Consider the following 20,930-nt stretch of genomic DNA (forward strand, 5'->3'; position numbering starts at 1 on the left):
CTTTGCCATGCCTGACGACAACCGCGTTTACAGCTACTCCGCCGTTCTGATGGGCTCGCCCATTCTCCTGAAACTCTTTTCCCATGACGAAGCGCTTGCTTCCCGCGTGTTTCGACTCATCAAACAGTACGAAGATCTCCTTACCGTCAATCGTGCCCATTCTCAGGTGATGGACATCAACCATGCCGCCGGCAGTCATCCGGTTGCCGTTAGCCGTCCGGTATTCGATCTCATCCGCTGCGCGAAAGCGGCAAGCCTGCTCAAGGACAGCGCGTTTAACCTGGCGATTGGGCCGCTGGTGAAGCGGTGGAAAATCGGCTTTCGGGGCGACACCGTACCGCCTGCGGATGAAATCACGGCATTGCTGGATCTGACCCATCCCGCTGACGTGGTGCTGGATGATACCAGCAGCAGCGTGTTTCTGGCGCGGGCCGGCATGGAGATTGATTTGGGCGCCATTGCTAAAGGCTATATTGCCGATCGGGTCCGGGACTATCTGCGCAAGGAGGGGGTCGAGCTGGGGCTCATTAACCTCGGCGGCAACATCCAGACGTTAGGCTCCCCGGAAGGGGGCTGGAGCGTAGGCCTGAAAAAACCGTTCGCCGGTGATGCGCTGATTGGGGCAATGTCGGTAGAGAACCGGTCTGTCGTGACGTCAGGTACCTATGAGCGCTACTTTGAACAGAACGGTAAACGCTATCACCACATCCTGGATCCGCGCACCGGCTACCCGCTGGATAACGAGCTGGACAGCGTGACGATTATTTCCGGAGACTCCATCGACGGCGATCTCTGGACCACGCTGATCTACGGCATGGGAGTGGAGAAGGGCTGCGCCGCGCTGCGCTCGCGCCCTGATATTGAAGCGATTTTTGTCACCAAAACGAAAGAAGTGGTGTTCTCCTCGATGCACCACTTCCGCTTTACCCTGCTGGACGAGGGCTACCGTATTACTGGCAGTACTGCTTGAGCAGCCCGGTCTGTTCCGGCTGTAAACGATAGCGATACACCGGGCGGCCCGTGGCGCCGTAGTGGATGCTGGTAAACAGGATGTTGATTTGCGCCAGCCAGATCAGGTATTTGCGGCAGGAAACGCGTGAAATGTTCACCGCGTTGGCCAGATCGTCGGTAGAGAATTCCGTCTCCGGATGGCTGTCGATCCACTGGCAAATCGTGCGCAGCGTCTGCGGCGTTAACCCTTTCGGTAATTTCTTGCTGTCGGCCAGCTCCGGCGCACCGCCGTGGATCAGCCTGTCCACGTCGGCCTGTTCATAATATTGATGCGATCCCATCAGGCTGCGCTTTGCCTTCCAGCCGTTTAGCGCCTCTTCAAAACGCGGGAACTGGAACGGTTTAATCAGGTAATCCACCACGCCGTAGTGCATGGACGTCTGGATCGTCGCCGCGTCGGAGGCCGATGAGATCATGATCACGTCAATCGGGCGGCCCGACGCGCGGATGACGGGCAGCAAATCCAGCCCGTTATCCTGCTGCATATAGACATCCAGCAGCACCAGGTCGATCGGCTGGGCCGGGTTTGCAATCAGCGCCTCGGCCTGGTTGAGCGTGGAAGCGACGCCGCAGCAGCTAAAACCCTCAACGCGGTTAACGTACAGACGGTTGAGGTCGGCTACCATGGCGTCATCATCGACAATTAACACATTTATCACGCGATATTCCTCTCGCTATCCCAGGGGATCTGAACAAAAAATTGGGTAAACACGCCAGGCTCCGACTCGACGGTAATATCCCCGCCGAGGTTCTGGATCTGCTGACGCGCAAGGAACAGCCCAACGCCGCGGTTTTCACCTTTGGTTGAGTAGCCCTTGGTAAAAATAGCCTCCAGCCGCTCGGGGTCGATGCCGGGACCGTCATCGCTGACTTCACCGCTCAGCCAGCCGTTCTGGTAATGCAGCAGCAGTCCGATCTCACCCTCCGGCTGGCCTTCCATCGCATCCAGGGCGTTTTCAATTAAGTTACCCAGCACGGTAATCAGCACCGCAACCTGCTCTTCATTGGCCGTGTCCGGAAGCTGGCTCTCCTCCGCCAGCGTCAGGGTTACACCGGCCTCTTTCGCGCGGTTGATTTTACCCAGCAGGAAGCCGGCAATGACCGGCGATTTAACCTTACGCTGTATCGCACCAATGTCGGTCTGATAATTCTGCGCGGTCTGGATGATGTACTCCTCCAGCTTGTCGTAGCGCTTCATGTGCAGCAGGCCGAGGATCACGTGCAGCTTGTTCATAAACTCATGCGTGTGGGAGCGCAGGGCGTCAACGTAGCTGACCATGCCATCAATACGCTGCATCAGCTGGCTGATTTCGGTTTTATCGCGGAACGTGCTGATTGCCCCGATCACCTGATTCTGGCTTTTTACCGGCACCATGTTGCACAGCAGCAGCCGTCCGTTACAGCCAATCTCCTGATCCTGACGCGCAATGCCGGTTCTCGACACCTCCCTCAGGCTGGCCAGCAGCGGCTCGCTGCTGCTTTCGGAGTGCTGGCCGGAGGTCAGGAGTAAAATTTCTCTGGCGGTATGGTTAATCATCGTCACGCGGCCGTGAATGTCCACGGCCATAACGCCCTCGCGCAGGGACTGCAGCATGGCCTGACGCTGCTCAAAGAGGGCGGAGATCTCATAAGGCTCAAGCCCGAACAGGATGCGTTTGAGAACCCGGACTAAGCCCCATATCCCCAGCGAGCTCATCAGAACGCTGAACAGGATGGTCCACACGGCGTTGAGCCGCCCGCGGGCAATCTGATCTTCCACCTTATTCAGCGAAATGCCGACCACCACCACGCCTATCTGCTCGTGCTGGTCGTCATACACCGGCGTAAAGACGCGCAGCGCTTCCGCGAGCGCGCCGCGGTTTACGGAGACATTCTCTTTCCCTTCCAGGGCGGGGGTCAGATCGTCGCCGATAAAATGCAAACCTAACAGCGCCTCATTGGGATGGGAATAACGCACGCCGCGCAGATCGGTGACCACGGTAAACAGCAGATCGTTACGCTTCGTCACGGCCTGCGCTATCGGCTGGATGATGCCGGCCTGGGGCGACTCCATCAGGCCGCGCCTGATGTCCGGGCTGTCTGCCAGCGTACGGGCGATACCCAGCGCGGTGTCTTTTACGTCATCGCGCGTTGCCCGGGTAATCTGTACAGAATAGAGCGCGAAGACCACCAGCAGCACAGATCCGATAATGGCGCATACCATCAGCGTAACCAGCGTGTTCAGCTTCATAGGGCGCTTGCGCGTCGGGGAAAAGGGCTGCAAATCGCTCATTAACACTCCGCGATGATAAAGAATGGGCTAATTATCGCTGATGACGGGCGTTTCATAAAGCCATGTAAAGAAGGGCGTTTCGTGACCCTCCTCTCAGGTGACCTATATAAAACACTTTATAGTGTGGGGGTACTCATAATAAGGAGGCAGTTTATGAGCATTATGCTTACCGGTACGGCCAGGGAAAAACGGCACGCCAGCACGATGAATATCGACAGATTATCCACGCTGGATATGCTGAAAGTCATTCACCAGGATGACGCACAGATCGCTTCTGCACTTACCCCACACCTGACGATGCTCGCCCGCGTGGTAGATAACGCGGCGGCAACCCTTAGCCACGGCGGACGTCTGATCCTGATCGGCGCGGGCGCGTCCGGACGCGTGGCGGAGCAGGCGGCGGCGGAGTTTGCGCCAGGTAAACATCCCGTCATTGCGATTACGGCAGGCGATAACGCCGGAAGCTACGAGCGCGGCGTTGCCGATCTCCAGACGATCAATTTTGGCGAGCACGACATGATGCTGGCGCTGTCCGTTAGCGGCAAAACGCCGTGGGTGTGGGGCGCGATGCGCCATGCCTGGTCTTTGGGCTCAACGGTTGCTCTGGTCACGGGGGATACGCAAAGCGAGGCGGCGCAGCTGGCGAGCATGGTGATAGCGCCCGATCCGGGTGCCGACGTGGTGGCCGGGTACGCGAATACCAAAGCGGGCATCGCGCAAAAAATGATCCTGAATATGGTCACCACCGGTCTGGCGGTAAGAACCGGACGAGTATACAGCAACCTGCGCGTTGATATTGAGGCCACCAGCACCCGATGGGCCGAACGGCAAATCGCCATTGTAATGGAGGCGGGGGGATGCACCCGGGCGCAGGCAAAGGTCGCGCTGGAGAGCTGTAACCACCACTGCAAAACGGCGGTGCTGATGGTGCTGACGGGGCTTGATGCGTGGAAAGCGCATGAGCTGCTGGCGCAGAATAACGGTTTTATCCGTCTGGCCTTGCAGGAAGCGCCATAAAATAAAAAAGCCCGCGTAGCGGGCTTTACTGTTTTGCGGGTTAGAACTGGTAGGTCATGCCTACGCCAACGATGTCGTCGGTAGAAATACCGTTGGCTTCATAGAAGCGCTCATCGTTGTCCAGCATGTTGATCTTGTAATCAACATAGGTTGAGAAGTTCTTATTAAAGGTGTAGGTCATGCCTACGTCGATGTAGTTAACCAAATCCATGTCGCCTTTTTGACCCTGCGGGTTACCGGCGGTGCCTGGATAGGTCATATCTTTGCCTTTCGAGTAAACCCATGCCAGAGATGGACGCAGGCCGAAGTCGAACTGGTACTGTGCAACGGCTTCGAAGTTCTGAGTCTGATCCGCGATACCATAATCACCGTATGGGGTCATGTTGCGGGTTTCTGCATACATCATCGCCAGATAGACGTTATTGGCATCGTATTTTGCACCAATGGTCCATGCTTCGGCTGTTTCGCCACCAGCGAAATGTGCGCTGTAATGCTTGCCATAGGCTTCCTGCTTATTAGAGCGGTCGGAGGAAGAATACGCCGCACCCAGCGACAGACCGAAATCGAAGTTATAGGTGCTCGACATACCGAAGCCGTCGCCGTTCTGGAAACGCACATCGTCATGTCCGTTTTTGGTGCCTTCCTGATCTTCGTTTGCGTTCGCGCCTTCGTTAGCACCCTGGTATTGCAGCGCAAAATTAAGGCCGTCGACCAGACCAAAGAAATCATTATTACGGTAGGTCGCCACGCCATTAGTACGGCCAACCATATAGTTGTCAGTCCAGGTGTAGGAATCACCACCAAATACCGGCAGCATATCGGTCCAGGCTTCAACGTCGTACACGACGCCATAATTACGACCGTAATCAAATGAGCCATATTCACCGTATTTCAGGCCAGCGTAGGCCAGACGGTTAAAAGACTTGTCGCCCGCACCTTCGGTATCGTTAGCGTAGGTTTTATATTCCCACTGACCATAGCCCACCAGGTCGTTAGCGATCTGCGTTTCGCCTTTGAAACCAACCTGTACATAGGTTTCGTCACCGTCGTCGCCTGCATGGTCAGAGAAGGTATGACGCGCATCGACTTTACCGTACAGGTCGACCTTGTTGCCGTTTTTGTTGTACATCTCAGCCGCATTTGCTGCGCCAGCCATTAATAACGCGGGTACAAGAATTGCCAGAACTTTTCTTTTCATTATATATTCCCTTTAAATATAATTTGTCTGAATATATGTAATTACCCTCCGTAACTACATGGCCGATACTATTCTATGAAGAGTTATTTAGTTTCAAAAATAAATGTAATTAAATGGGTAAAAAGATTACAAAATATTTCTTTTTATCTCTTTATTTTTCAGGTGAATTAATTCATTGAAAATATGGGCTGTAATTATTATTAAGTATTTCGCGGTTCTATTTTTAAGTGGGTTTGATTCGGGTGTATTATAATTAACCCTCTTTTGAGCAACAGGATGAGAGTATGGAACTTGCGCAGTGGCAGCACCGTTTTGAACGCTGGCTGGATGAAAACCATTTCACCGATGATGCGGCCCACGACATTGCACATTTTCGCCGCGTCTGGGTGACCGCGCAGAACATCATGGCTGAGCTTCGCGTCGATCCGCTGGTCGTGCTGACCGCATGCTACTTCCATGACGTTGTCAGCCTGCCGAAAAACCATCCCGATCGGAGCCAGTCCTCGCTGCTGGCGGCGCGCAAAACGCGTGAGATCCTGCGCCGCGATTTTCCTGACTTCCCGCCAGAGCGCTATGCGGCCGTTGAGCATGCCATTGAGGCGCATAGCTTCAGCGCCGGGGTTGCGCCGCAAAGCCTTGAGGCGAAAATCGTGCAGGATGCCGACCGGCTGGAGGCCTTAGGCGCTATCGGCCTGGCGCGCGTTTTTGCCGTGTCCGGTGCGCTGGGCGTCGCGCTGTTCGATGCCGACGACCCGTTTGCCGGTGCCCGACCGCTGGATGATAAAACCTTCGCGCTCGACCACTTCCAGACCAAACTCCTGCGCCTGCCGGACACCATGCAAACCCCGCGAGGACGCGAGCTTGCGCGCCACAATGCCGACTTCCTGATCCAGTTTATGGCGAAGCTCAGCGCTGAACTACAGGGCGATTATCTCGGAACGGATAGCCGGGTGCTGAACCATTTCCGTCGCAGTTTGCGATCCTGAACTGTGGTAATCTGTTTTCTGTCTTTATTGCCCGGTTAAGAGAATGCTGGAAAATCTATCAGTGACTGTACCCGCGCCCGAGCGGGTTGAGAAATCAACGGCATCTGTGCAGGCACTGCTGCGTCAGCTGCTGGAAATGTACGATGCTAAAACGCTGGCAAACCAGCTGGAGGCTCATGGCGAAAGCCACTGGAGCCCGGCGATACTCAAGCGGCTGCTGATAAGCGACAGGGCAGGGCACCGCCTCAGCGACGGCGAGTTCCGCTACCTGCAAAATTTGCTGCCGCGACCACCCGCTGCGCATCCGAATTATGCCTTTCGTTTTATCGATCTCTTTGCCGGCATCGGCGGCATTCGCCACGGCTTTGAAGCCATTGGTGGGCAGTGCGTGTTCACCAGCGAATGGAATAAGCATGCCGTGCGCACCTATAAGGCGAACTGGTACTGCGACCCCGACGAGCACCAGTTCAATGCCGACATCCGCGACGTCACCCTGAGCCACAAAAGCGGCGTCAGCGACGAAGAAGCCGCTGAGCACATTCGCAACACCATCCCGGCGCACGATGTGCTGCTGGCCGGCTTTCCGTGCCAGCCGTTCTCGCTGGCAGGCGTCTCGAAGAAGAACGCGCTGGGCCGCGCGCACGGCTTTGCCTGCGATACGCAGGGAACGCTGTTCTTTGACGTTGCCCGCATCATCGACGCCCGCCGCCCGGCGATTTTTGTGCTGGAAAACGTCAAGAATTTAAAGAGCCATGACGGCGGGAAAACCTTCCGCATTATCATGCAAACCCTGGATGAGCTGGGTTACGACGTGGCGGACGCGGACGATATGGGGCCGGACGATCCGAAAATTATCGACGGCAAACACTTCCTGCCGCAGCATCGGGAACGCATCGTGCTGGTAGGCTTCCGTCGCGATCTGGATCTGAAAGGCGACTTTACGCTGCGTGATTTGCCCTCGCTGTATCCGGCGCGCCGCCCTACGGTTGCGGATCTGCTGGAGCCCGCCGTTGACGCCAAATTCATCCTGACGCCGGTGCTGTGGAAATACCTCTATCGCTATGCCAAAAAGCATCAGGCTAAGGGCAACGGCTTTGGTTTTGGCATGGTCAACCCGCTTAATCCCGACAGCGTGACGCGCACGCTGTCGGCGCGCTACTACAAGGACGGCGCGGAGATCCTGATTGACCGGGGATGGGATAGGGCGCTGGGCGAAAAGGATTTTGACGATCCGCACAACCAGCAGCACCGACCGCGTCGCTTAACGCCTCGCGAATGCGCGCGTCTGATGGGCTTCGAGACGCCTCAGGGCTACCGCTTCCGCATTCCGGTGTCGGATACCCAGGCCTATCGCCAGTTTGGCAACTCGGTTGTGGTGCCTGCCTTTGCCGCCGTAGCAAAACTGCTGGTGTCGCGCATCGGTAAGGCGGTTGAAATTCGCAAGAGTGAGGCCGTCAATGGCGGACGTTCACAATAAGGCCACGCGCAGCAAGAACATGCGCGCGATCGGCACGCGTGATACCGCGATCGAAAAGCGGATTGCGGGCCTCCTGAGCGCCGTCGGGTTTACGTTCCGGGTTCAGGATGCCGCGCTTGCCGGGCGTCCTGATTTCGTGATCGACGCTTACCGGTGCATCATCTTTACCCACGGCTGTTTCTGGCATCACCACGACTGCTATCTGTTTAAAGTCCCGGCGACGCGCACCGATTTCTGGCTGGAGAAGATTGGCAAGAACGTCGAGCGCGACAAGCGCGACGTTTCGGCGCTTTTCGCTCAGGGCTGGCGCGTGCTGATCGTCTGGGAGTGCGCGCTGCGCGGCAAACTGAAGCTCGGTGACGACGCTCTGACCGAGCGGCTGGAAGAGTGGATCTGCGGCGGCGGTCAGGCCGCGCAGATCGATACGCAGGGCATTCACCCGATCACGGTTTCTCCGCCCCACACGCCGTGACGATCGGCTTGGCGGGCAGCAGATATTTACCCAGCGTGACCAGCACCACCGCAAAGACAATGACCCCCAGCGCCAGCCATTCAATCGTCGACAGGACTTCGCCGGCAAAACCGGTGCCCAGCAGTACGGCAACCACCGGGTTAACGTAGGCGTAGCTGGTGGCGATCGCCGGCGATACGTTACGGATAAGATACATATAGGCGTTGATGGCGATAATGGAGCCAAACAGCGCCAGATACCCGACGGACAGGAAACCGGACAGACCCGGCATCGCCGTCAGCTTTTCGCCCGCTATCGTGGAGGCAATCAGCAGCACGATGCCCGCCGCGAGCATCTCAATGGCACCCGCCATCATCCCGGCAGGCAGTTCAATGCGAGAGCCGTAGACCGAGCCGAAGGCCCAGCTCATGGAGCCAATCATGATCATCACCGCCGCCCACGGATTGCCGCTCAGGTTACCGCCGCTGTTGAGCATGATGATACCCGCAAGCCCAATCGCGATGCCCAGCCATTCGAGCTTGCGGGTGCGGATCCCGAACAGACGGCTAAAGCAGAGCGTGAACAGCGGCACGGTCGCGACGACCACTGCGGCGATCCCCGACGGCACGTTCTGATGTTCGGCGACGGTAACCGCACCGTTGCCCATAGCCAGCAGCAGCAGGCCGATCAGGGCGGCGTTAAGCATCGGGCGCAGCGGTGGAAGCCTATGGCCGCGCAGCAGTAAAAACGCCAGCAGCAGCACGCCGGCTGCAAGAAAGCGAACGCCGGCCATCATCAGCGGAGGCCAGCTTTCCACGCCAATACGGATAACAAAATAGGTGGATCCCCAGATGATATACAGGGAAAAAAGTGCTCCAATGAGCGGTAGCAGATGCCGGAAACGCATAGTCCCTCACGACGAAATAAAAAGTTCGCTCATAGTTAACGCCAAAACTATCTCGCTGGCGAGCGCTTTAATTGTGCTGGTTATGTGAAATTTTTGTTGACGCGAGGTGCCTGTTTCCGGGCCGCGAGTTTTGTTCCATACTATTCACTTAATTAGCAAAAAAAGAAGGATAGAGATTTTGGCAGGAAGTAGCTTATTAACATTACTGGACGATATCGCCACGCTGCTTGATGACATTTCGGTGATGGGAAAACTGGCGGCGAAAAAAACCGCCGGGGTGCTGGGAGACGATCTGTCGCTTAACGCGCAGCAGGTCAGCGGCGTGCGGGCGAACCGTGAGCTGCCGGTGGTGTGGGGCGTGGCGAAAGGATCTTTTATTAACAAGGTGATCCTCGTTCCGCTGGCGCTGCTGATCAGCGCCTTTATTCCCTGGGCCATTACGCCATTGCTGATGATTGGCGGCGCGTTCCTGTGCTTTGAAGGTGCCGAAAAAGTGCTGCACATGCTTGCGGCGCGCAAGGAGAAAGATACCCCTGAGATGCGCCAGCAGCGTCTGGAAGCGCTGGCCGCGCAGGATCCTAAAACGTTTGAGCGCGATAAAATCAAAGGCGCGGTTCGTACCGACTTCATTCTCTCGGCGGAGATTGTGGCGATTACGCTTGGGATCGTCTCCGAAGCACCGCTGATGAACCAGGTCATGGTGCTGTCGCTGATCGCCATTCTTGTGACGGTTGGGGTGTATGGCCTGGTCGGCCTTATCGTCAAGCTGGACGATATCGGCTTCTGGCTGGAAAAAAAATCCAGCGCCATTGCGCGCGGCATCGGCAAAAGCCTGCTGGTGCTGGCTCCGTGGCTGATGAAAAGTTTGTCGATAGTGGGTACCCTGGCGATGTTCCTGGTCGGCGGCGGAATTATTGTACACGGCGTTGCCGCGCTGCATCATGCGATTGAACATCTGGCGTCAGGACATGGTACGGTGGTCGCCGCCATTCTGCCGACGCTGCTTAACCTCGTGCTGGGCTTTATCGTCGGCCTCATTGTGGTGGCAGTGGTTAAGCTGGTTGGAAAAGTACGCGGCACATCGCATTAATTATTGACCGGCTGCGGGTGCAAAAAGCGCGTTCCTCGTCTAAATTGATAACGTTTCACCCTGATACAGGAGGCAGGTATGGTCTTTTTGGTCAGTGATGAAGTTAAGCCTAAGGGTGGCGGTCCGAGCATGATCGTCACCGGTTATTCCAGCGGAATGGTGGAATGCCGGTGGCATGATGGATACGGCATTAAGCGCGAGGCTTTTCGTGAAGACGAGCTTCAGCCCGGTGATGAAAGGCAAAGTCGCGATAAGGCTTAATCACGTAACGCCCGGCTCTGCCGGGCGTTTTTACTGACTGATGGCTTACCATGCCGCAGGGTGAACGGCAATCAGGGAGTGTGTGTGCAGCACGATACGTACGTTGTTAAACAATCTTTTTTGCAATGGCTGCACAAGCGTAGCAATCCCCTTTTGGTTGTTAACCTCTGTTTTATTGTTGTGCTGATCTTCTCCACCCTCCTGACCTGGCGCGAAGTCGTGGTGCTGGAGGAGGCCTACATCTCCAGCCAGCGTAACCACCTGGAAACCGTTGCCAGCTCGCTGGACAGACAGCTCCAGTTTAGCGTCAATAAAATGCTCTACTTTCGCCACAGCATGCTGGACGCGCTGGAGACGCCGCTGGCGTTTGGGGTTCTGCAGGATGCGGTAAAGCGTTTTGATCGCGTGCGGCGTTCCCCCGTCTGGCAAATTGCGGTCGATAAAAAGCGCACGCTGCCGATCAACGGCGTTTCGGATGCGTTTGTTGAAAAAACAACGCTGCTCACTCGCGATGACGATTACCTGAATAACGAGCTTTCCGCCGCGCTCGAAGTGGGCTATTTGCTGCGCCTGGCCTCCACAAATTCACGCCACGAGGAGCGGGTATTATACGTTTCTCGCGCTGGGTTTTTTCTGGAAACGGATACGCCTGCGCATCACGGCGATATTGCCCAGCGCTATTACCATCTGGTCACGCAGCCCTGGTTTACTCAGCAGACAGATCGTGAAAACCGGGCGCGGGCGGTTCGGTGGTTTATCTCGCCTCCCTCGGCTTTTGCCGGTAAACAGCCGCTCATTACCGCCAGCGTGCCGGTCTATTACCATCACGTCTGGTATGGCGTAGTGGCGATGGATTTCACCTTTGCCACCATGCGCCAGCTGCTGGTGGAGGCGATGGACGACCATACGGAAGGGGAGTACCAGCTGTATGACAGCCGCCTCAACATGCTCGCGACGACTGAGACCCCGGCAGAGGAGGTTAATCACTTCGACGAGCGGGAATTGGCGCAAATCGCGCATGCTATAGAGCTGGACACCGAGGGCGGCATTCGCCTGGGAAGCCGCTTTATCAGCTGGGCGCGCCTCGATCATTTCGACGGCCTCGTCCTGCGGGTACACACCCTGGATGAGGGGGTTCGCGGTGATTTCGGCAGTATCAGCATCGTGCTGGCCCTGCTCTGGGCGCTGTTTACCGCGATGCTGCTCATTTCATGGCTGGTGATCCGGCGCATGGTCAGCAATATGTATTCGTTGCAGAACTCGCTGCAGTGGCAGGCCTGGCACGATCCGCTTACCCGGCTGAATAATCGCGGGGCGCTGTTCGAGCGGGCGAAAGTTCTGGCGAAGCAGTGTGAACAGCAGTCGCTGCCGTTCTCCATCATTCAGATCGATCTGGACTGCTTCAAGAGCATCAACGATCGTTTCGGTCACCAGGCGGGTGATAAGGTGTTGTCCCATGCGGCGGGGCTGATTGCCAGCACCGTTCGCGCCGGCGATATTGCCGGGCGCGTCGGCGGCGAGGAGTTCTGCGTGGTGCTGCCCGGGCTGACGCTGGAGGAGGCGGCTGAGGTGGCCGAGCGTATCCGCGAGCGAATCGACAGCAAAGAAATTCTGATTAAAAAGAGCACGACCCTGCGCGTGAGCGCGTCGTTTGGCGTCTCCGGGGCGCAGGAGAAGGGCAACTATCACTTTGAACAACTGCAATCCGCCGCCGATGCACGGCTGTACGAGGCGAAACAGAGCGGGCGTAACCGGGTTATCTGGCAGGATCAGGATAAAAAGTAATCAAGCCCTTCGCGCCAGCCAGCCGGTCCGCTGAGCCGGGTATGATAAACCCGTGCGGGGCTGTCGTTCTTCAGGCTGATGCCTGCCCGGTTGAAGCCTTTGACGACCACCGCATAGTCTACGCTGTCCAGCAGCGGCGCATCGTTGGGGCCGTCTCCCAGACCCAGCGTCGTGAATTCTGAGCCGTCGCGCTGGCGATAGCGCTCAACCAGCCAGTTAACCGCCACGTCTTTTCCGCAGCGCGCGTCCAGAATGTGCCAGAAGCGTGCGCCCTGCACGATCTTCAGCCCCTGTCCGGCCAGCAGCCGTGCAAAGCGCTGCATTTGCCCATCGCTGTCGCGCCAGATAAGCGTCACGGAAGCCTCGTGCTGGCGTGCCAGCACGGAGCGAGGGCGGCTCAGTCCCGTCCATTCGGCCACGACCCGCTCATCCACATCATCGAAGGTGGTGAACTTGAGGTGCAGCTCCAGGCGAACCCGCTCGATGAATTCCCGAATACCGCCGTGCTGCTTTTCTGAAATGAAACGCGCGGCGTTTTCCCACCGGACGTCAGGCTGGATCACCGCACCGTTTTCCGCAACGTACGGCAGACCGACAAGCCCCAGCTCCTGCTGGATATCATTCATCTCCGACGCCGTTTTGCTGCTGCACAGTATGACCGGAACCTGCTCATCCTGCAGCCTCTCCAGCCACGCGGCGGCGGGCTGCCAGTCGAAGGTATGAAAATCCAACAGCGTGCCGTCGAGGTCGGTAAAGACGAGCAGCGTCTCCTGAAGCGAAGGCATAAACTCTCCCGGATGATGGCGGTTTTTATGAGAAAATTCTTAAAAAAGAGAAGCGTTGTCACCCCGTTGAACCGGTAACGATCCCGACAAACCCACACCCCACGCAGGTTTATACTCATAACAAAAATTCACATGTATAAAATATTATATTCGCTCAGAGAATATATGCTTGTAAGACAAAACCGATGGGGCTAATGTCTTACCTGCATCAGATTTCCTGGTGTAACGAATTTACAAGTGCTTCTTGCATAAGCAAGTTTGATCCCGGTCATCCCCATGACCGGGATTTTTTTCATCCTAGCGGTTCGTCTCCGAGACGCTAAAATCATGAATGTCGAGCTCGAACGCCTCGGCGAGTTCACGGTAGGTGTGGTAGTCACGCCCGTTAACCACGACATGGTCTGAATTATCCTCGGCGCGATGTACTTCGGACTCGCTAATTTCGTTAATGGCGGCAAGCAGGGCGTCGACATCCACTTCTACCTCACGCTTGATGGTGTCGCTGTACTCTTTGTCGGTCTTCATTGCGGGCTCCTCATTTAACCATCTCCACAGCTAAGTATAGACCGCACACAAAAACGCCATTCGCGCCCGGCGCCGATGTCAGGCAATCCATTTTGTTCTACACTGGCTCAAAACCACAGGAGGAAAGTATGAAGGTTAACGATCGGGTAACCGTGAAAACGGACGGTGGGCCGCGCCGCCCGGGCGTGGTGCTGGCAATAGAAGAGTTCAATGAAGGCACGATGTACCTCGTGTCGCTGGAAGACTACCCGCTCGGCATCTGGTTCTTTAACGAACTGGGGCATCCGGATGGGATCTTTGTGGAAACGGCGGAATAGCGCGGCGTCGGGGGCTTGTCACCCCGGCTTCTGCGGCTAAAAAGCAAAATCTCTGGCCAGGCCAGAGATAGAGGTAGGGTACAACATGGCCGTGCAGCTTAGCGCATATTAACGAAAATCCCGTTCGTCACATTATCTGTCAGGCGTACGACGTGGTATATCACTTGCTTATTATGCGTTTTAATTTTCCTTTTAATATTTCCTTTGTGTGACGATACTGTTTTTGCCTTAATATTCATCTGGTCTGAGATCTGAATTGTCCCTTGTCCAGCCATCCACATTCTTAGCATACTTGATTCAGTTCTGCTTAATGATAGGGTGGGTAAGTTAACCGCACCTACATTCTTAACTTCTTTATTCAGGTAATCGCCCAGAATATCATCAAGTGACTCTGGTTTAATCGATTTAGAGCTGATTAATAAGTTTTTACGGACCAACAAATATTCATCGAAATGAATATTGGCGATCGCCATAAAGACAATAAACAAGGTCTTAGGATGCTGATTAATGATTTGCTTAATGTGCTGACTGTTAGCGGGATCGTGAATGAAACAGTCCTCATTAATAAACACCACGCCTGGCTTGTGAACGTCACAAGCGGCTGCGAGTTCTTCAACGGTGTGCGCATCGTTGATATCTCTCTTTTTTACCCCTCTGCTTGCTAAGTACCCGGTTAACCCTAGCCGGGTGTAGCTGCATAAATCCATAATGATCGTTGACATGGCATACCCTCACTCAATGCGTAACGATAATTCACCATCTGCCTGAGAGCTCATAAACAGCCATACGGGATGGATAAAACCTAATAAACCTGTGAGCATGACAAAGACTTTCAGGCGGACTCACTATCCCGTAAAGTTACGTATAATTTGCCAGGAATCATCTTAAAGTAAAGTAAATATTAAGTATTGTGAGGTGGTTAGAAACATTTAAACCGCGTCAGATATATCCTGGTAGATGTTTTTTGAGTTTTATTTTAGGAATATCCTCAGAAAGACATTGCAAACGTTGGGGGTTATTATTTGCGTGGAAGTTCGCTGACAATATCCGCTAACAGATTGAATATCTCACTGAATAAATGCTCGCAGAAGGGGGCGATAAGTGGCATCAGCAATGACATTAATAAAAGCCCTACCGTCAGCGTCACCGGAAAGCCGATGACAAATACCGACAGCTGCGGCGCCATGCGGTTGAGTAACCCTAACGCGAGGTTGACGGTCAGCAGCAGGGTGATGATCGGCAGCGCCAGCATCAGCCCGTTAAGGAAGATAAGCCCGGCAGCGCGCACCAGCGCCAGAAAGGCGTTGCTGTTCACCGGGTCATCACCAATCGGCAACGTGTGGAAGGTATCCACCAGCATGGAGATCAGCCACAGATGGCCGTTGAACGTGAGAAACAGCAGCATCGCCAGCAGGTCGATAATCCGCGCCAGCACCGGCATATTCAGGTGGCTGCCTGGGTCAACGAAGGTCGCGAAGGATAAGCCCATCTGCAAGCCGATCAGTTCCCCCGCGGTACGCACCGCGGCGAAGGCAAGCTGCATCGTAAACCCAACCGCCACGCCGATCATCACCTGCTGTAGGGCAATCCAGACGGCGTTCGGGGAAAAAATCGGAATATCCACCGGCGGCAGGGCAGGGGCAACGATAATGGTGATAACGATGCCCAGCCCAACCTTGACGCGCTTGGGTATCGATTTCTCACTGAGAATAGGGGCGGTTGAGATCAGCGCCATGATGCGCAGCATCGGCCAGAAATAGATGCCGAGCCACTGAACAAACTGATCGCTGGTGAATTGAAGCATCGTCCGTCAGCCGATGATGTACGGCAGGTTGGTGAACAGGTTGCGCATATAGTCCAGCAGCAAGTTGAGCATCCACGGCCCGGCAACGATAATCGCCACGAAGACGGCGATGATCTTCGGGATAAACGACAGGGTCATCTCGTTAATCTGCGTGGCGGCCTGAAGAATACTGATAATCAGACCGGTCACCAGCGCGACCAGCAGCAGGGGCGCGGCAACGGCGATCGCGACCTTCATCGCCTCCGTGCCCATCATCATGACCGACTCAGGCGTCATTGCGCGCTCCTCAACTGTAGAAACTCTGCGCCAGCGAGCTGACAAGCAGCTGCCAGCCGTCGACCAGCACGAACAGCATGATCTTAAAGGGCAGGGCAATGGTGGCGGGCGGAACCATCATCATCCCGAGCGCCATCAGGACGCTGGCGATCACCAGGTCAATGATCAGGAACGGAATGAAAATGGTGAAGCCAATCTGGAACGCGGTTTTCAGCTCGCTGGTGACGTAAGCCGGCAGCAGGATACGCATCGGCACCGCTTCCGGCCCCTGAAGCTCGCCCGTGTTGGCGAGGCGGGCGAACAGGGCCAAATCCGCTTCGCGCGTCTGGCGAAGCATGAATTCCCGTAACGGCTGCGCCCCTTTCTCCAGCGCGACCTGCATCGAAATCTTATCTTCGCTGAACGGCTGGTATGCCTCGGTGTAAATCTTATCGATAACCGGCGACATAATGAAAAAGGTCAGGAACAGGGCTAACCCCAGCAGCACCTGATTCGGCGGCGCGGAGGGCGTACCGAGCGCGTTGCGCAGCAGGCCGAACACGATGATGATGCGGGTGAAGCTGGTCATCATCAGCAGGATCGCCGGAATAAAGGTCAGCGAGGTGATGAACACCAGCGTCTGCACGGACAGGGACCAGCTTTGTCCGCCGTTCGCCAGCGGGGTTGAAACCAGCCCCGGCAGTTGCGCATACACAGCGGGGGCGAACAGGCTCAGGCCTGCCAGCGTAAGGGGTAACAAACGGCGCATCAGGATCTCCCGGAACGCTTGAGCAAACTCTTCATGACGGACTGAAAATCCGCAGGGGCTTGTGCGTTAGCCTCCACCGCGGCAGGCGCAGGCGGCAGCGTGTGAAGGACGTTGATGCTGGAGGCGGTAACGCCCAGCACCAGTCGCGCATCGTCAACTTCAACAATGACCACGCGCTCGCGCGGCCCGAGCGTCGTGCTGGCGCTGACCTTCAGCCCGCGCGTGCCGGCCGTTTTCCCCGCCAGACCGAAACGCTTTGCCAGCCAGGCGGCGATAAGGATAAAGGCAATAATACCGAACAGCGCACCGCTCACCTGAAGCAGCGGTGAGCCTGGCACGGCGGAGGGCGCGGAAATTGTTGCCTGGGTTTTCATGCTTAACGGCTCAGGCGACGCATACGTTCGGATGGGGTGATGATGTCGGTGATGCGCACGCCGTATTTATCGGCCACCACCACCACTTCGCCCTGGGCAATCAGGTAGCCGTTGATCAGAATATCCAGCGGCTCGCCGGCCAGACCGTCAAGCGCCACCACGGAGCCCTGGGTCAGGCGCAGCAGCTCTTTGATGGTCATGCGGGTGCGGCCCAGCTCAACGGTCAGCTTGACCGGAATATCCATAATCAGGTCGATATCCTGCAAAGTGCCGCTGACGTCGCCGCCGCCCAGCTGCTGGAATACCGCGTCCGCCGCGCTTTTCGTCGGCGTGGTTTTTTGCTCGTTTAACGCGTCAGCCCACAGATCGTCCAGTGCTCCGCTGTTTTCATCGGACGGATTGTTCATGTCACTCATTTGGGCTGTTCCTCATTCAGCGAATTCAAAATCGGGTTGATCAGGTGCTCAACGCGTAACGCATACTGACCGTTAATCGTGCCGTACTGGCTTGTCAGCACGGGTACGCCATCCACGTGGGCAATAATGCGGTCGGGTTTGTCTATCGGCAAAACGTCGCCGGGTTGTAATTTCAGGATCTGGGACAGGCGCATGGAGATATCGGCGAAGTTAGCCACCAGCTCCAGCTGCGAATGCTGTACCTGACGCACCAGGTTTTCACGCCAGTTCTGATCTTCATGACGTGAGTTTTCCAGCGGCGGGTTCACCAGCAGCTCGCGCAGCGGTTCAATCATGCTGAACGGCAGGCAGATGTTGAACTCGCCCGTCAGGTTGCCGATCTCAACGTGGAACGGGGTGTTAACCACGATGTCGTTCGGCGAAGTCGTGATGTTGGTAAACTTCACCTGCATCTCGGAACGGACGTACTCCACTTCCAGCGGGTTAATCGCCTTCCACGCGTCGCTGTAAGACTCCAGCGCCAGCTTCAGCATGCGGTTAATCACGCGCTGTTCGGTATGGGTAAATTCGCGCCCTTCCACTTTGGTCGGGAAACGGCCGTCGCCGCCGAACAGGTTATCCACCGCAATAAAGACCAGGCTTGGCGAGAACACCACAAGGCCGGTACCGCGCAGCGGCTTCAGATGGATCAGGTTAAGGTTGGTTGGCACCGGCAGGTTGCGGGCAAACTCATGATACGGCTGAATGCGGATCGCACCCACGGTGATGTCCGGGCTACGACGCAGCAGGTTAAACAGCCCCATGCGGAACTGACGTGCAAAACGTTCGTTGATGATCTCCAGCGCCTGGAGACGCTCGCGCACCACGCGGCGCTGGGTGTTGGGATCGTAGGGACGAATATTGTCGTCGCCGGTGAGACCCGGTTTCGGATCGTCACTCTTATCGCTGTCGCCGTTGAGCAGCGCGTCGATTTCTGCCTGAGAAAGAATACTGTCGCCCATGTCGTTACCGCAGAATGAAGGCTGTATACAGAACGTCAGTGACTTCCTGCTTAGGTTGGCCGTTGACCAGCGGGGTCGACAGCGTCTGTTTAATCGCGTCGACCAGCTTTTGCTTACCCACATCGGTGGCGAGCGCGGAGGCATCCTGACGGGAGAACAGCAGCAGCAGACGGCTACGCACTTCCGGCAGGTAATCGTTCAGACGCGCACGGGTCGCTTCATCCTTCAGACGCAGCGTAATGCCCACGTAAAGCACGCGATCCGCATCGCCCAGGTTAACGGTGAACGTATCCAGCGGGAAGAAGACCGGCGCCGGAGGTGGCGGCACTTCAGCCTTGGCGGCAGCGGTGGACGGTTCCTGCTGCATACGCCAGTAACTGTAGCCTGCGGTGGCGCAGGCCGCGAGGGTAATCAACACCAGCAGCGGGATCCAGATGGAACGCTTGCTTTTTTTGGTGATAGCGGAGTCTGTCATCTGATACGAGCTTCCTGTTTCGGTACAGCTTAATACGGTGATTATCCCGTGTCCGGCTTCGGTCAAAGCGTGGAAAAGACGGGGATAATCACGTTACCTCTGGCGTTTAGGCAAAGATGTCTACGGCACTGGTGCCGCGAGCGGCGGATTGCAGGGCGGCAGGGGCCGGCAATAGCTCCTCGCCCTCATCGTTAAAGCCGCCGTGCTGGCCGGAACGCGACGCGTGCTGCTGTTGTCCGGATGAGGACTGCTGCTGTCCGGCAAAGCTCTCACCGCTGACGCTGCTTTGTGAAAGCTGAATGCCGTTTTCCGCAAGCTGCGTGCGCAGGACAGGCAGGGCCGCTTCCAGCGCCGCGCGGACGTGGCCGTGCGGGGAAACCATCTGCAGCTGTGCCTGGTTGTCATCGAGCTTAAGCGAAATGTGCACCTGACCCAGATCCTCCGGGTGCAGACGCAGCTCCGCGGTCTGCTGTCCCTGCTTAGTGAACAGCGTGATGTGCTGGCTCAGGTTCTGCTGCCATTCTGGCGTGCCCAGCGGCTGGCTTAGCACCGGCGCAGTGGCAACGGTCGCGGCTGGCTGAGACGGCGTCAGGCCGCTGAGTATCGGTGCCAGCGTTGCGGTTGGGCCCGCGGTGGACGACGGGGTGCTCAGCACGTCCTGTTTCTCAGCGGCGGCGACAACAGGCGTAAGGGTTGCCGCGGCGGGCAGCGTCTTATCGCTATCCTGAACCGATACGTTTTCCTGACCGGTTAACGTGCGGCTAAGCGTCGATTGCGGGCCGTTACCCGTCTGGGCCAGGGCAGAGGTGAGGGTGGCACGCGGCGCGGCTCCCCCGGTACCCGCAGGCTGCGGCGCTACCGGCGCGGCGATCTGCTGGTGCGGTAGCATCGCCATCAGCGCGCTTAACCCGGCCAGCTCGTCTTCGTCGGTGGCGGCGTCGGGGTCTGCTTTCGCATCCGCATGGGCCAGCACCTTCAGCGCATCGGTGCCCGTCGCAGGCTTAAGCCCGGAGACGAGGCTTTGCAGGGTAGTGTCATCCCCGGATAGCGTCTCCTGGCGGGAAATCAGCTCGGCGATTTTGGCCTGTAGCGCGGTATCACCGCTCTTTTCCTGCGCCGCTTTCGACAGCTTGCTGCCCGCCGCCTTCAGGTCGGCCAGCGTCAGCGGCGCATCTTTGCCTTTACCGGTGGTCTCCGTCAGCGCGCCCGCCAGCAGAGAGAGAAAATCCTGCGCGCCCTCAGCGCCTTTTCCGGCCAGCGTGCCGCCGGACAGGTCACTGTCGGTCATCAGCAGTTGTTGCAGTGTGATCATTCTGGTTTCCTCATTGATGCGCGCTGGGCAAACTCATCCATTTTTTTCTGATCCAGACGGTTTTCCGCCAGGGTCGAGGCGGCAATCTGCCGGTCCTGTAACGTTTGCCAGGCCTGCAGCCGCTGTTTTTTCTCGCGCCAGAAATTGAGCGCAGTATCCACTTTTTGGGTCCACTGGTTAAGCTGCTGGCGATGCTGCTCAATTGCCTTTTCCAGCGTCTGGATAAACTGCTGGTAGTTAATCCAGCGCTGGCTGCCAATGCCCTGCGTCATGTCGGTGTTAAGGTTGGTGCGATATTCATGCTGATAGTCGATTAACATCTTCAACTGCTCTTCAGCCTGCTGGCACCCGCGCCGCATTGCGCCAAGCTGCAGTGCGGCATCGTCAACTTCTTTTTCAGCCAGATCTTTTAGCGTTGATAACGCGCTGTTTTGCGCCATGA

Annotated in this window: 24 protein-coding genes and 1 pseudogene; 9 read left to right on the plus strand and 16 right to left on the minus strand. The window is 56.6% G+C overall.

What is annotated here, in order from left to right:
• Window positions 1–7: 7 nt before the first annotated feature.
• Complete coding sequence (locus HWQ14_RS13280; protein WP_176609982.1) at window positions 8–970, plus strand: FAD:protein FMN transferase; 963 nt, start codon at window positions 8–10, stop codon at window positions 968–970.
• On the opposite strand, the gene dcuR is transcribed toward HWQ14_RS13280, so the two are convergent.
• On the minus strand, window positions 951–1,670 hold the full coding sequence (gene dcuR, locus HWQ14_RS13285; protein ID WP_148418171.1) for a two-component system response regulator DcuR: 720 nt from the start codon (window positions 1,668–1,670) through the stop codon (window positions 951–953). The genes HWQ14_RS13280 and dcuR overlap by 20 nt on opposite strands.
• Window positions 1,667–3,283 carry a sensor histidine kinase gene (locus HWQ14_RS13290; protein ID WP_176609983.1) on the minus strand — a complete coding sequence of 539 codons (1,617 nt, stop codon included), beginning with the start codon at window positions 3,281–3,283 and terminating at the stop codon, window positions 1,667–1,669. Before HWQ14_RS13290 ends, dcuR begins: the two co-directional genes overlap by 4 nt.
• Before the next feature lie 153 nt (window positions 3,284–3,436).
• On the opposite strand from HWQ14_RS13290, the gene HWQ14_RS13295 reads away from it, so the two are divergent.
• Window positions 3,437–4,300: an N-acetylmuramic acid 6-phosphate etherase gene (locus HWQ14_RS13295; protein WP_176609984.1), complete on the plus strand. Its 864-nt coding sequence runs from the start codon at window positions 3,437–3,439 to the stop codon at window positions 4,298–4,300.
• Between the two features lie 40 nt (window positions 4,301–4,340).
• Here HWQ14_RS13295 and ompC read toward each other — a convergent pair whose 3' ends face one another.
• Window positions 4,341–5,498 (minus strand): porin OmpC, encoded by a 1,158-nt coding sequence (gene ompC / locus HWQ14_RS13300; protein ID WP_176609985.1) that lies wholly within the window; start codon window positions 5,496–5,498, stop codon window positions 4,341–4,343.
• Between the two features lie 284 nt (window positions 5,499–5,782).
• On the opposite strand from ompC, the gene HWQ14_RS13305 reads away from it, so the two are divergent.
• From HWQ14_RS13305 to HWQ14_RS13315, 3 genes are read left to right on the plus strand one after another with little or no spacing between them, the layout of a single operon-like run.
• Window positions 5,783–6,484: a phosphohydrolase gene (locus tag HWQ14_RS13305; protein ID WP_176609986.1), complete on the plus strand. Its 702-nt coding sequence runs from the start codon at window positions 5,783–5,785 to the stop codon at window positions 6,482–6,484.
• Window positions 6,485–6,527: 43 nt separating this feature from the next.
• On the plus strand, window positions 6,528–7,961 hold the full coding sequence (locus tag HWQ14_RS13310; RefSeq protein WP_176609987.1) for a DNA cytosine methyltransferase: 1,434 nt from the start codon (window positions 6,528–6,530) through the stop codon (window positions 7,959–7,961).
• Window positions 7,942–8,433: a very short patch repair endonuclease gene (locus tag HWQ14_RS13315; RefSeq protein ID WP_148418165.1), complete on the plus strand. Its 492-nt coding sequence runs from the start codon at window positions 7,942–7,944 to the stop codon at window positions 8,431–8,433. The genes HWQ14_RS13310 and HWQ14_RS13315 overlap by 20 nt, the downstream gene beginning before the upstream one ends.
• Here HWQ14_RS13315 and yedA read toward each other — a convergent pair.
• The gene (gene yedA / locus HWQ14_RS13320) at window positions 8,405–9,319 is read right to left on the minus strand and encodes a drug/metabolite exporter YedA (RefSeq protein ID WP_176609988.1); all 915 of its coding nucleotides are present in this window, start codon (window positions 9,317–9,319) and stop codon (window positions 8,405–8,407) included. The genes HWQ14_RS13315 and yedA overlap by 29 nt on opposite strands.
• 175 nt (window positions 9,320–9,494) lie before the next feature.
• On the opposite strand from yedA, the gene HWQ14_RS13325 reads away from it, so the two are divergent.
• The 3 genes from HWQ14_RS13325 (at window position 9,495) to dgcQ (ending at window position 12,455) form a co-directional block, all read left to right on the plus strand.
• Window positions 9,495–10,409 (plus strand): DUF808 domain-containing protein, encoded by a 915-nt coding sequence (locus HWQ14_RS13325; protein WP_408939078.1) that lies wholly within the window; start codon window positions 9,495–9,497, stop codon window positions 10,407–10,409.
• A 78-nt stretch (window positions 10,410–10,487) separates the two neighbouring features.
• Window positions 10,488–10,670 carry a YodC family protein gene (locus HWQ14_RS13330; RefSeq protein WP_148418162.1) on the plus strand — a complete coding sequence of 61 codons (183 nt, stop codon included), beginning with the start codon at window positions 10,488–10,490 and terminating at the stop codon, window positions 10,668–10,670.
• An 84-nt stretch (window positions 10,671–10,754) separates the two neighbouring features.
• Window positions 10,755–12,455 (plus strand): cellulose biosynthesis regulator diguanylate cyclase DgcQ, encoded by a 1,701-nt coding sequence (gene dgcQ, locus HWQ14_RS13335; RefSeq protein WP_176609989.1) that lies wholly within the window; start codon window positions 10,755–10,757, stop codon window positions 12,453–12,455.
• Here dgcQ and HWQ14_RS13340 read toward each other — a convergent pair.
• Together HWQ14_RS13340 and yodD are read right to left on the minus strand one after the other, a co-directional pair.
• Window positions 12,440–13,240: a mannosyl-3-phosphoglycerate phosphatase-related protein gene (locus tag HWQ14_RS13340; RefSeq protein ID WP_176609990.1), complete on the minus strand. Its 801-nt coding sequence runs from the start codon at window positions 13,238–13,240 to the stop codon at window positions 12,440–12,442. The genes dgcQ and HWQ14_RS13340 overlap by 16 nt on opposite strands.
• 297 nt (window positions 13,241–13,537) lie before the next feature.
• Window positions 13,538–13,765, minus strand: coding sequence for a YodD family peroxide/acid resistance protein (yodD, locus tag HWQ14_RS13345; RefSeq protein ID WP_063151635.1), 228 nt, complete (start codon window positions 13,763–13,765; stop codon window positions 13,538–13,540).
• A 128-nt stretch (window positions 13,766–13,893) separates the two neighbouring features.
• Here yodD and dsrB point away from each other — a divergent pair, with 128 nt between their 5' ends.
• Window positions 13,894–14,082: a protein DsrB gene (gene dsrB, locus HWQ14_RS13350; RefSeq protein ID WP_003859583.1), complete on the plus strand. Its 189-nt coding sequence runs from the start codon at window positions 13,894–13,896 to the stop codon at window positions 14,080–14,082.
• Window positions 14,083–14,180: 98 nt separating this feature from the next.
• On the opposite strand, the gene rcsA is transcribed toward dsrB, so the two are convergent.
• The 10 genes and pseudogenes from rcsA to fliJ all read right to left on the minus strand — a co-directional run bounded on the left by rcsA (window position 14,181) and on the right by fliJ (window position 20,928).
• Window positions 14,181–14,804, minus strand: a complete 624-nt coding sequence (gene rcsA, locus HWQ14_RS13355; protein ID WP_148418159.1) for a transcriptional regulator RcsA — start codon at window positions 14,802–14,804, stop codon at window positions 14,181–14,183.
• Between the two features lie 289 nt (window positions 14,805–15,093).
• Window positions 15,094–15,886 (minus strand): annotated as a pseudogene (gene fliR, locus HWQ14_RS13360) (flagellar biosynthetic protein FliR); the annotation flags it as partial.
• A gap of 6 nt (window positions 15,887–15,892) precedes the next feature.
• A complete protein-coding gene (gene fliQ, locus HWQ14_RS13365) occupies window positions 15,893–16,162 on the minus strand; it encodes a flagellar biosynthesis protein FliQ (protein ID WP_003859587.1) in 270 nt (89 codons plus the stop codon).
• Window positions 16,163–16,172: 10 nt separating this feature from the next.
• Window positions 16,173–16,910, minus strand: a complete 738-nt coding sequence (gene fliP, locus HWQ14_RS13370) for a flagellar type III secretion system pore protein FliP (protein WP_176609992.1) — start codon at window positions 16,908–16,910, stop codon at window positions 16,173–16,175.
• A complete protein-coding gene (fliO, locus tag HWQ14_RS13375) occupies window positions 16,910–17,284 on the minus strand; it encodes a flagellar biosynthetic protein FliO (protein WP_176609993.1) in 375 nt (124 codons plus the stop codon). The genes fliP and fliO overlap by 1 nt, the downstream gene beginning before the upstream one ends.
• 2 nt (window positions 17,285–17,286) lie before the next feature.
• Window positions 17,287–17,700, minus strand: a complete 414-nt coding sequence (fliN, locus tag HWQ14_RS13380; protein ID WP_003859592.1) for a flagellar motor switch protein FliN — start codon at window positions 17,698–17,700, stop codon at window positions 17,287–17,289.
• Complete coding sequence (gene fliM / locus HWQ14_RS13385; RefSeq protein ID WP_006811158.1) at window positions 17,697–18,701, minus strand: flagellar motor switch protein FliM; 1,005 nt, start codon at window positions 18,699–18,701, stop codon at window positions 17,697–17,699. Before fliM ends, fliN begins: the two co-directional genes overlap by 4 nt.
• A gap of 4 nt (window positions 18,702–18,705) precedes the next feature.
• Entirely contained in the window at window positions 18,706–19,176 is a 471-nt protein-coding gene (fliL, locus tag HWQ14_RS13390; protein WP_148418155.1) for a flagellar basal body-associated protein FliL, read from the minus strand.
• Window positions 19,177–19,282: 106 nt separating this feature from the next.
• On the minus strand, window positions 19,283–20,488 hold the full coding sequence (gene fliK / locus HWQ14_RS13395) for a flagellar hook length control protein FliK (protein ID WP_176609994.1): 1,206 nt from the start codon (window positions 20,486–20,488) through the stop codon (window positions 19,283–19,285).
• Window positions 20,485–20,928 (minus strand): flagellar export protein FliJ, encoded by a 444-nt coding sequence (gene fliJ / locus HWQ14_RS13400; RefSeq protein ID WP_006811155.1) that lies wholly within the window; start codon window positions 20,926–20,928, stop codon window positions 20,485–20,487. Before fliJ ends, fliK begins: the two co-directional genes overlap by 4 nt.
• Window positions 20,929–20,930 lie beyond the last annotated feature (2 nt).

The organism is Enterobacter cloacae (assembly GCF_013375935.1).
In the GTDB taxonomy this organism is placed as follows: Bacteria; Pseudomonadota; Gammaproteobacteria; order Enterobacterales; family Enterobacteriaceae; genus Enterobacter; species Enterobacter pasteurii.

Coding starts and splice junctions, on each gene's coding strand:
- HWQ14_RS13315 (WP_148418165.1), top strand. CDS start 7,942: ATGGCGGACGTTCACAATAAGGCCACGCGCAGCAAGAACATGCGCGCG.
- fliM (WP_006811158.1), bottom strand. CDS start 18,701: ATGGGCGACAGTATTCTTTCTCAGGCAGAAATCGACGCGCTGCTCAAC.
- fliL (WP_148418155.1), bottom strand. CDS start 19,176: ATGACAGACTCCGCTATCACCAAAAAAAGCAAGCGTTCCATCTGGATC.
- dsrB (WP_003859583.1), top strand. CDS start 13,894: ATGAAGGTTAACGATCGGGTAACCGTGAAAACGGACGGTGGGCCGCGC.
- HWQ14_RS13295 (WP_176609984.1), top strand. CDS start 3,437: ATGAGCATTATGCTTACCGGTACGGCCAGGGAAAAACGGCACGCCAGC.
- yedA (WP_176609988.1), bottom strand. CDS start 9,319: ATGCGTTTCCGGCATCTGCTACCGCTCATTGGAGCACTTTTTTCCCTG.
- rcsA (WP_148418159.1), bottom strand. CDS start 14,804: ATGTCAACGATCATTATGGATTTATGCAGCTACACCCGGCTAGGGTTA.
- HWQ14_RS13340 (WP_176609990.1), bottom strand. CDS start 13,240: ATGCCTTCGCTTCAGGAGACGCTGCTCGTCTTTACCGACCTCGACGGC.
- fliQ (WP_003859587.1), bottom strand. CDS start 16,162: ATGACGCCTGAGTCGGTCATGATGATGGGCACGGAGGCGATGAAGGTC.
- HWQ14_RS13290 (WP_176609983.1), bottom strand. CDS start 3,283: ATGAGCGATTTGCAGCCCTTTTCCCCGACGCGCAAGCGCCCTATGAAG.
- HWQ14_RS13310 (WP_176609987.1), top strand. CDS start 6,528: ATGCTGGAAAATCTATCAGTGACTGTACCCGCGCCCGAGCGGGTTGAG.
- HWQ14_RS13330 (WP_148418162.1), top strand. CDS start 10,488: ATGGTCTTTTTGGTCAGTGATGAAGTTAAGCCTAAGGGTGGCGGTCCG.
- fliN (WP_003859592.1), bottom strand. CDS start 17,700: ATGAGTGACATGAACAATCCGTCCGATGAAAACAGCGGAGCACTGGAC.
- fliJ (WP_006811155.1), bottom strand. CDS start 20,928: ATGGCGCAAAACAGCGCGTTATCAACGCTAAAAGATCTGGCTGAAAAA.
- fliP (WP_176609992.1), bottom strand. CDS start 16,910: ATGCGCCGTTTGTTACCCCTTACGCTGGCAGGCCTGAGCCTGTTCGCC.
- HWQ14_RS13280 (WP_176609982.1), top strand. CDS start 8: ATGCCTGACGACAACCGCGTTTACAGCTACTCCGCCGTTCTGATGGGC.
- ompC (WP_176609985.1), bottom strand. CDS start 5,498: ATGAAAAGAAAAGTTCTGGCAATTCTTGTACCCGCGTTATTAATGGCT.
- fliK (WP_176609994.1), bottom strand. CDS start 20,488: ATGATCACACTGCAACAACTGCTGATGACCGACAGTGACCTGTCCGGC.
- yodD (WP_063151635.1), bottom strand. CDS start 13,765: ATGAAGACCGACAAAGAGTACAGCGACACCATCAAGCGTGAGGTAGAA.
- fliO (WP_176609993.1), bottom strand. CDS start 17,284: ATGAAAACCCAGGCAACAATTTCCGCGCCCTCCGCCGTGCCAGGCTCA.
- HWQ14_RS13305 (WP_176609986.1), top strand. CDS start 5,783: ATGGAACTTGCGCAGTGGCAGCACCGTTTTGAACGCTGGCTGGATGAA.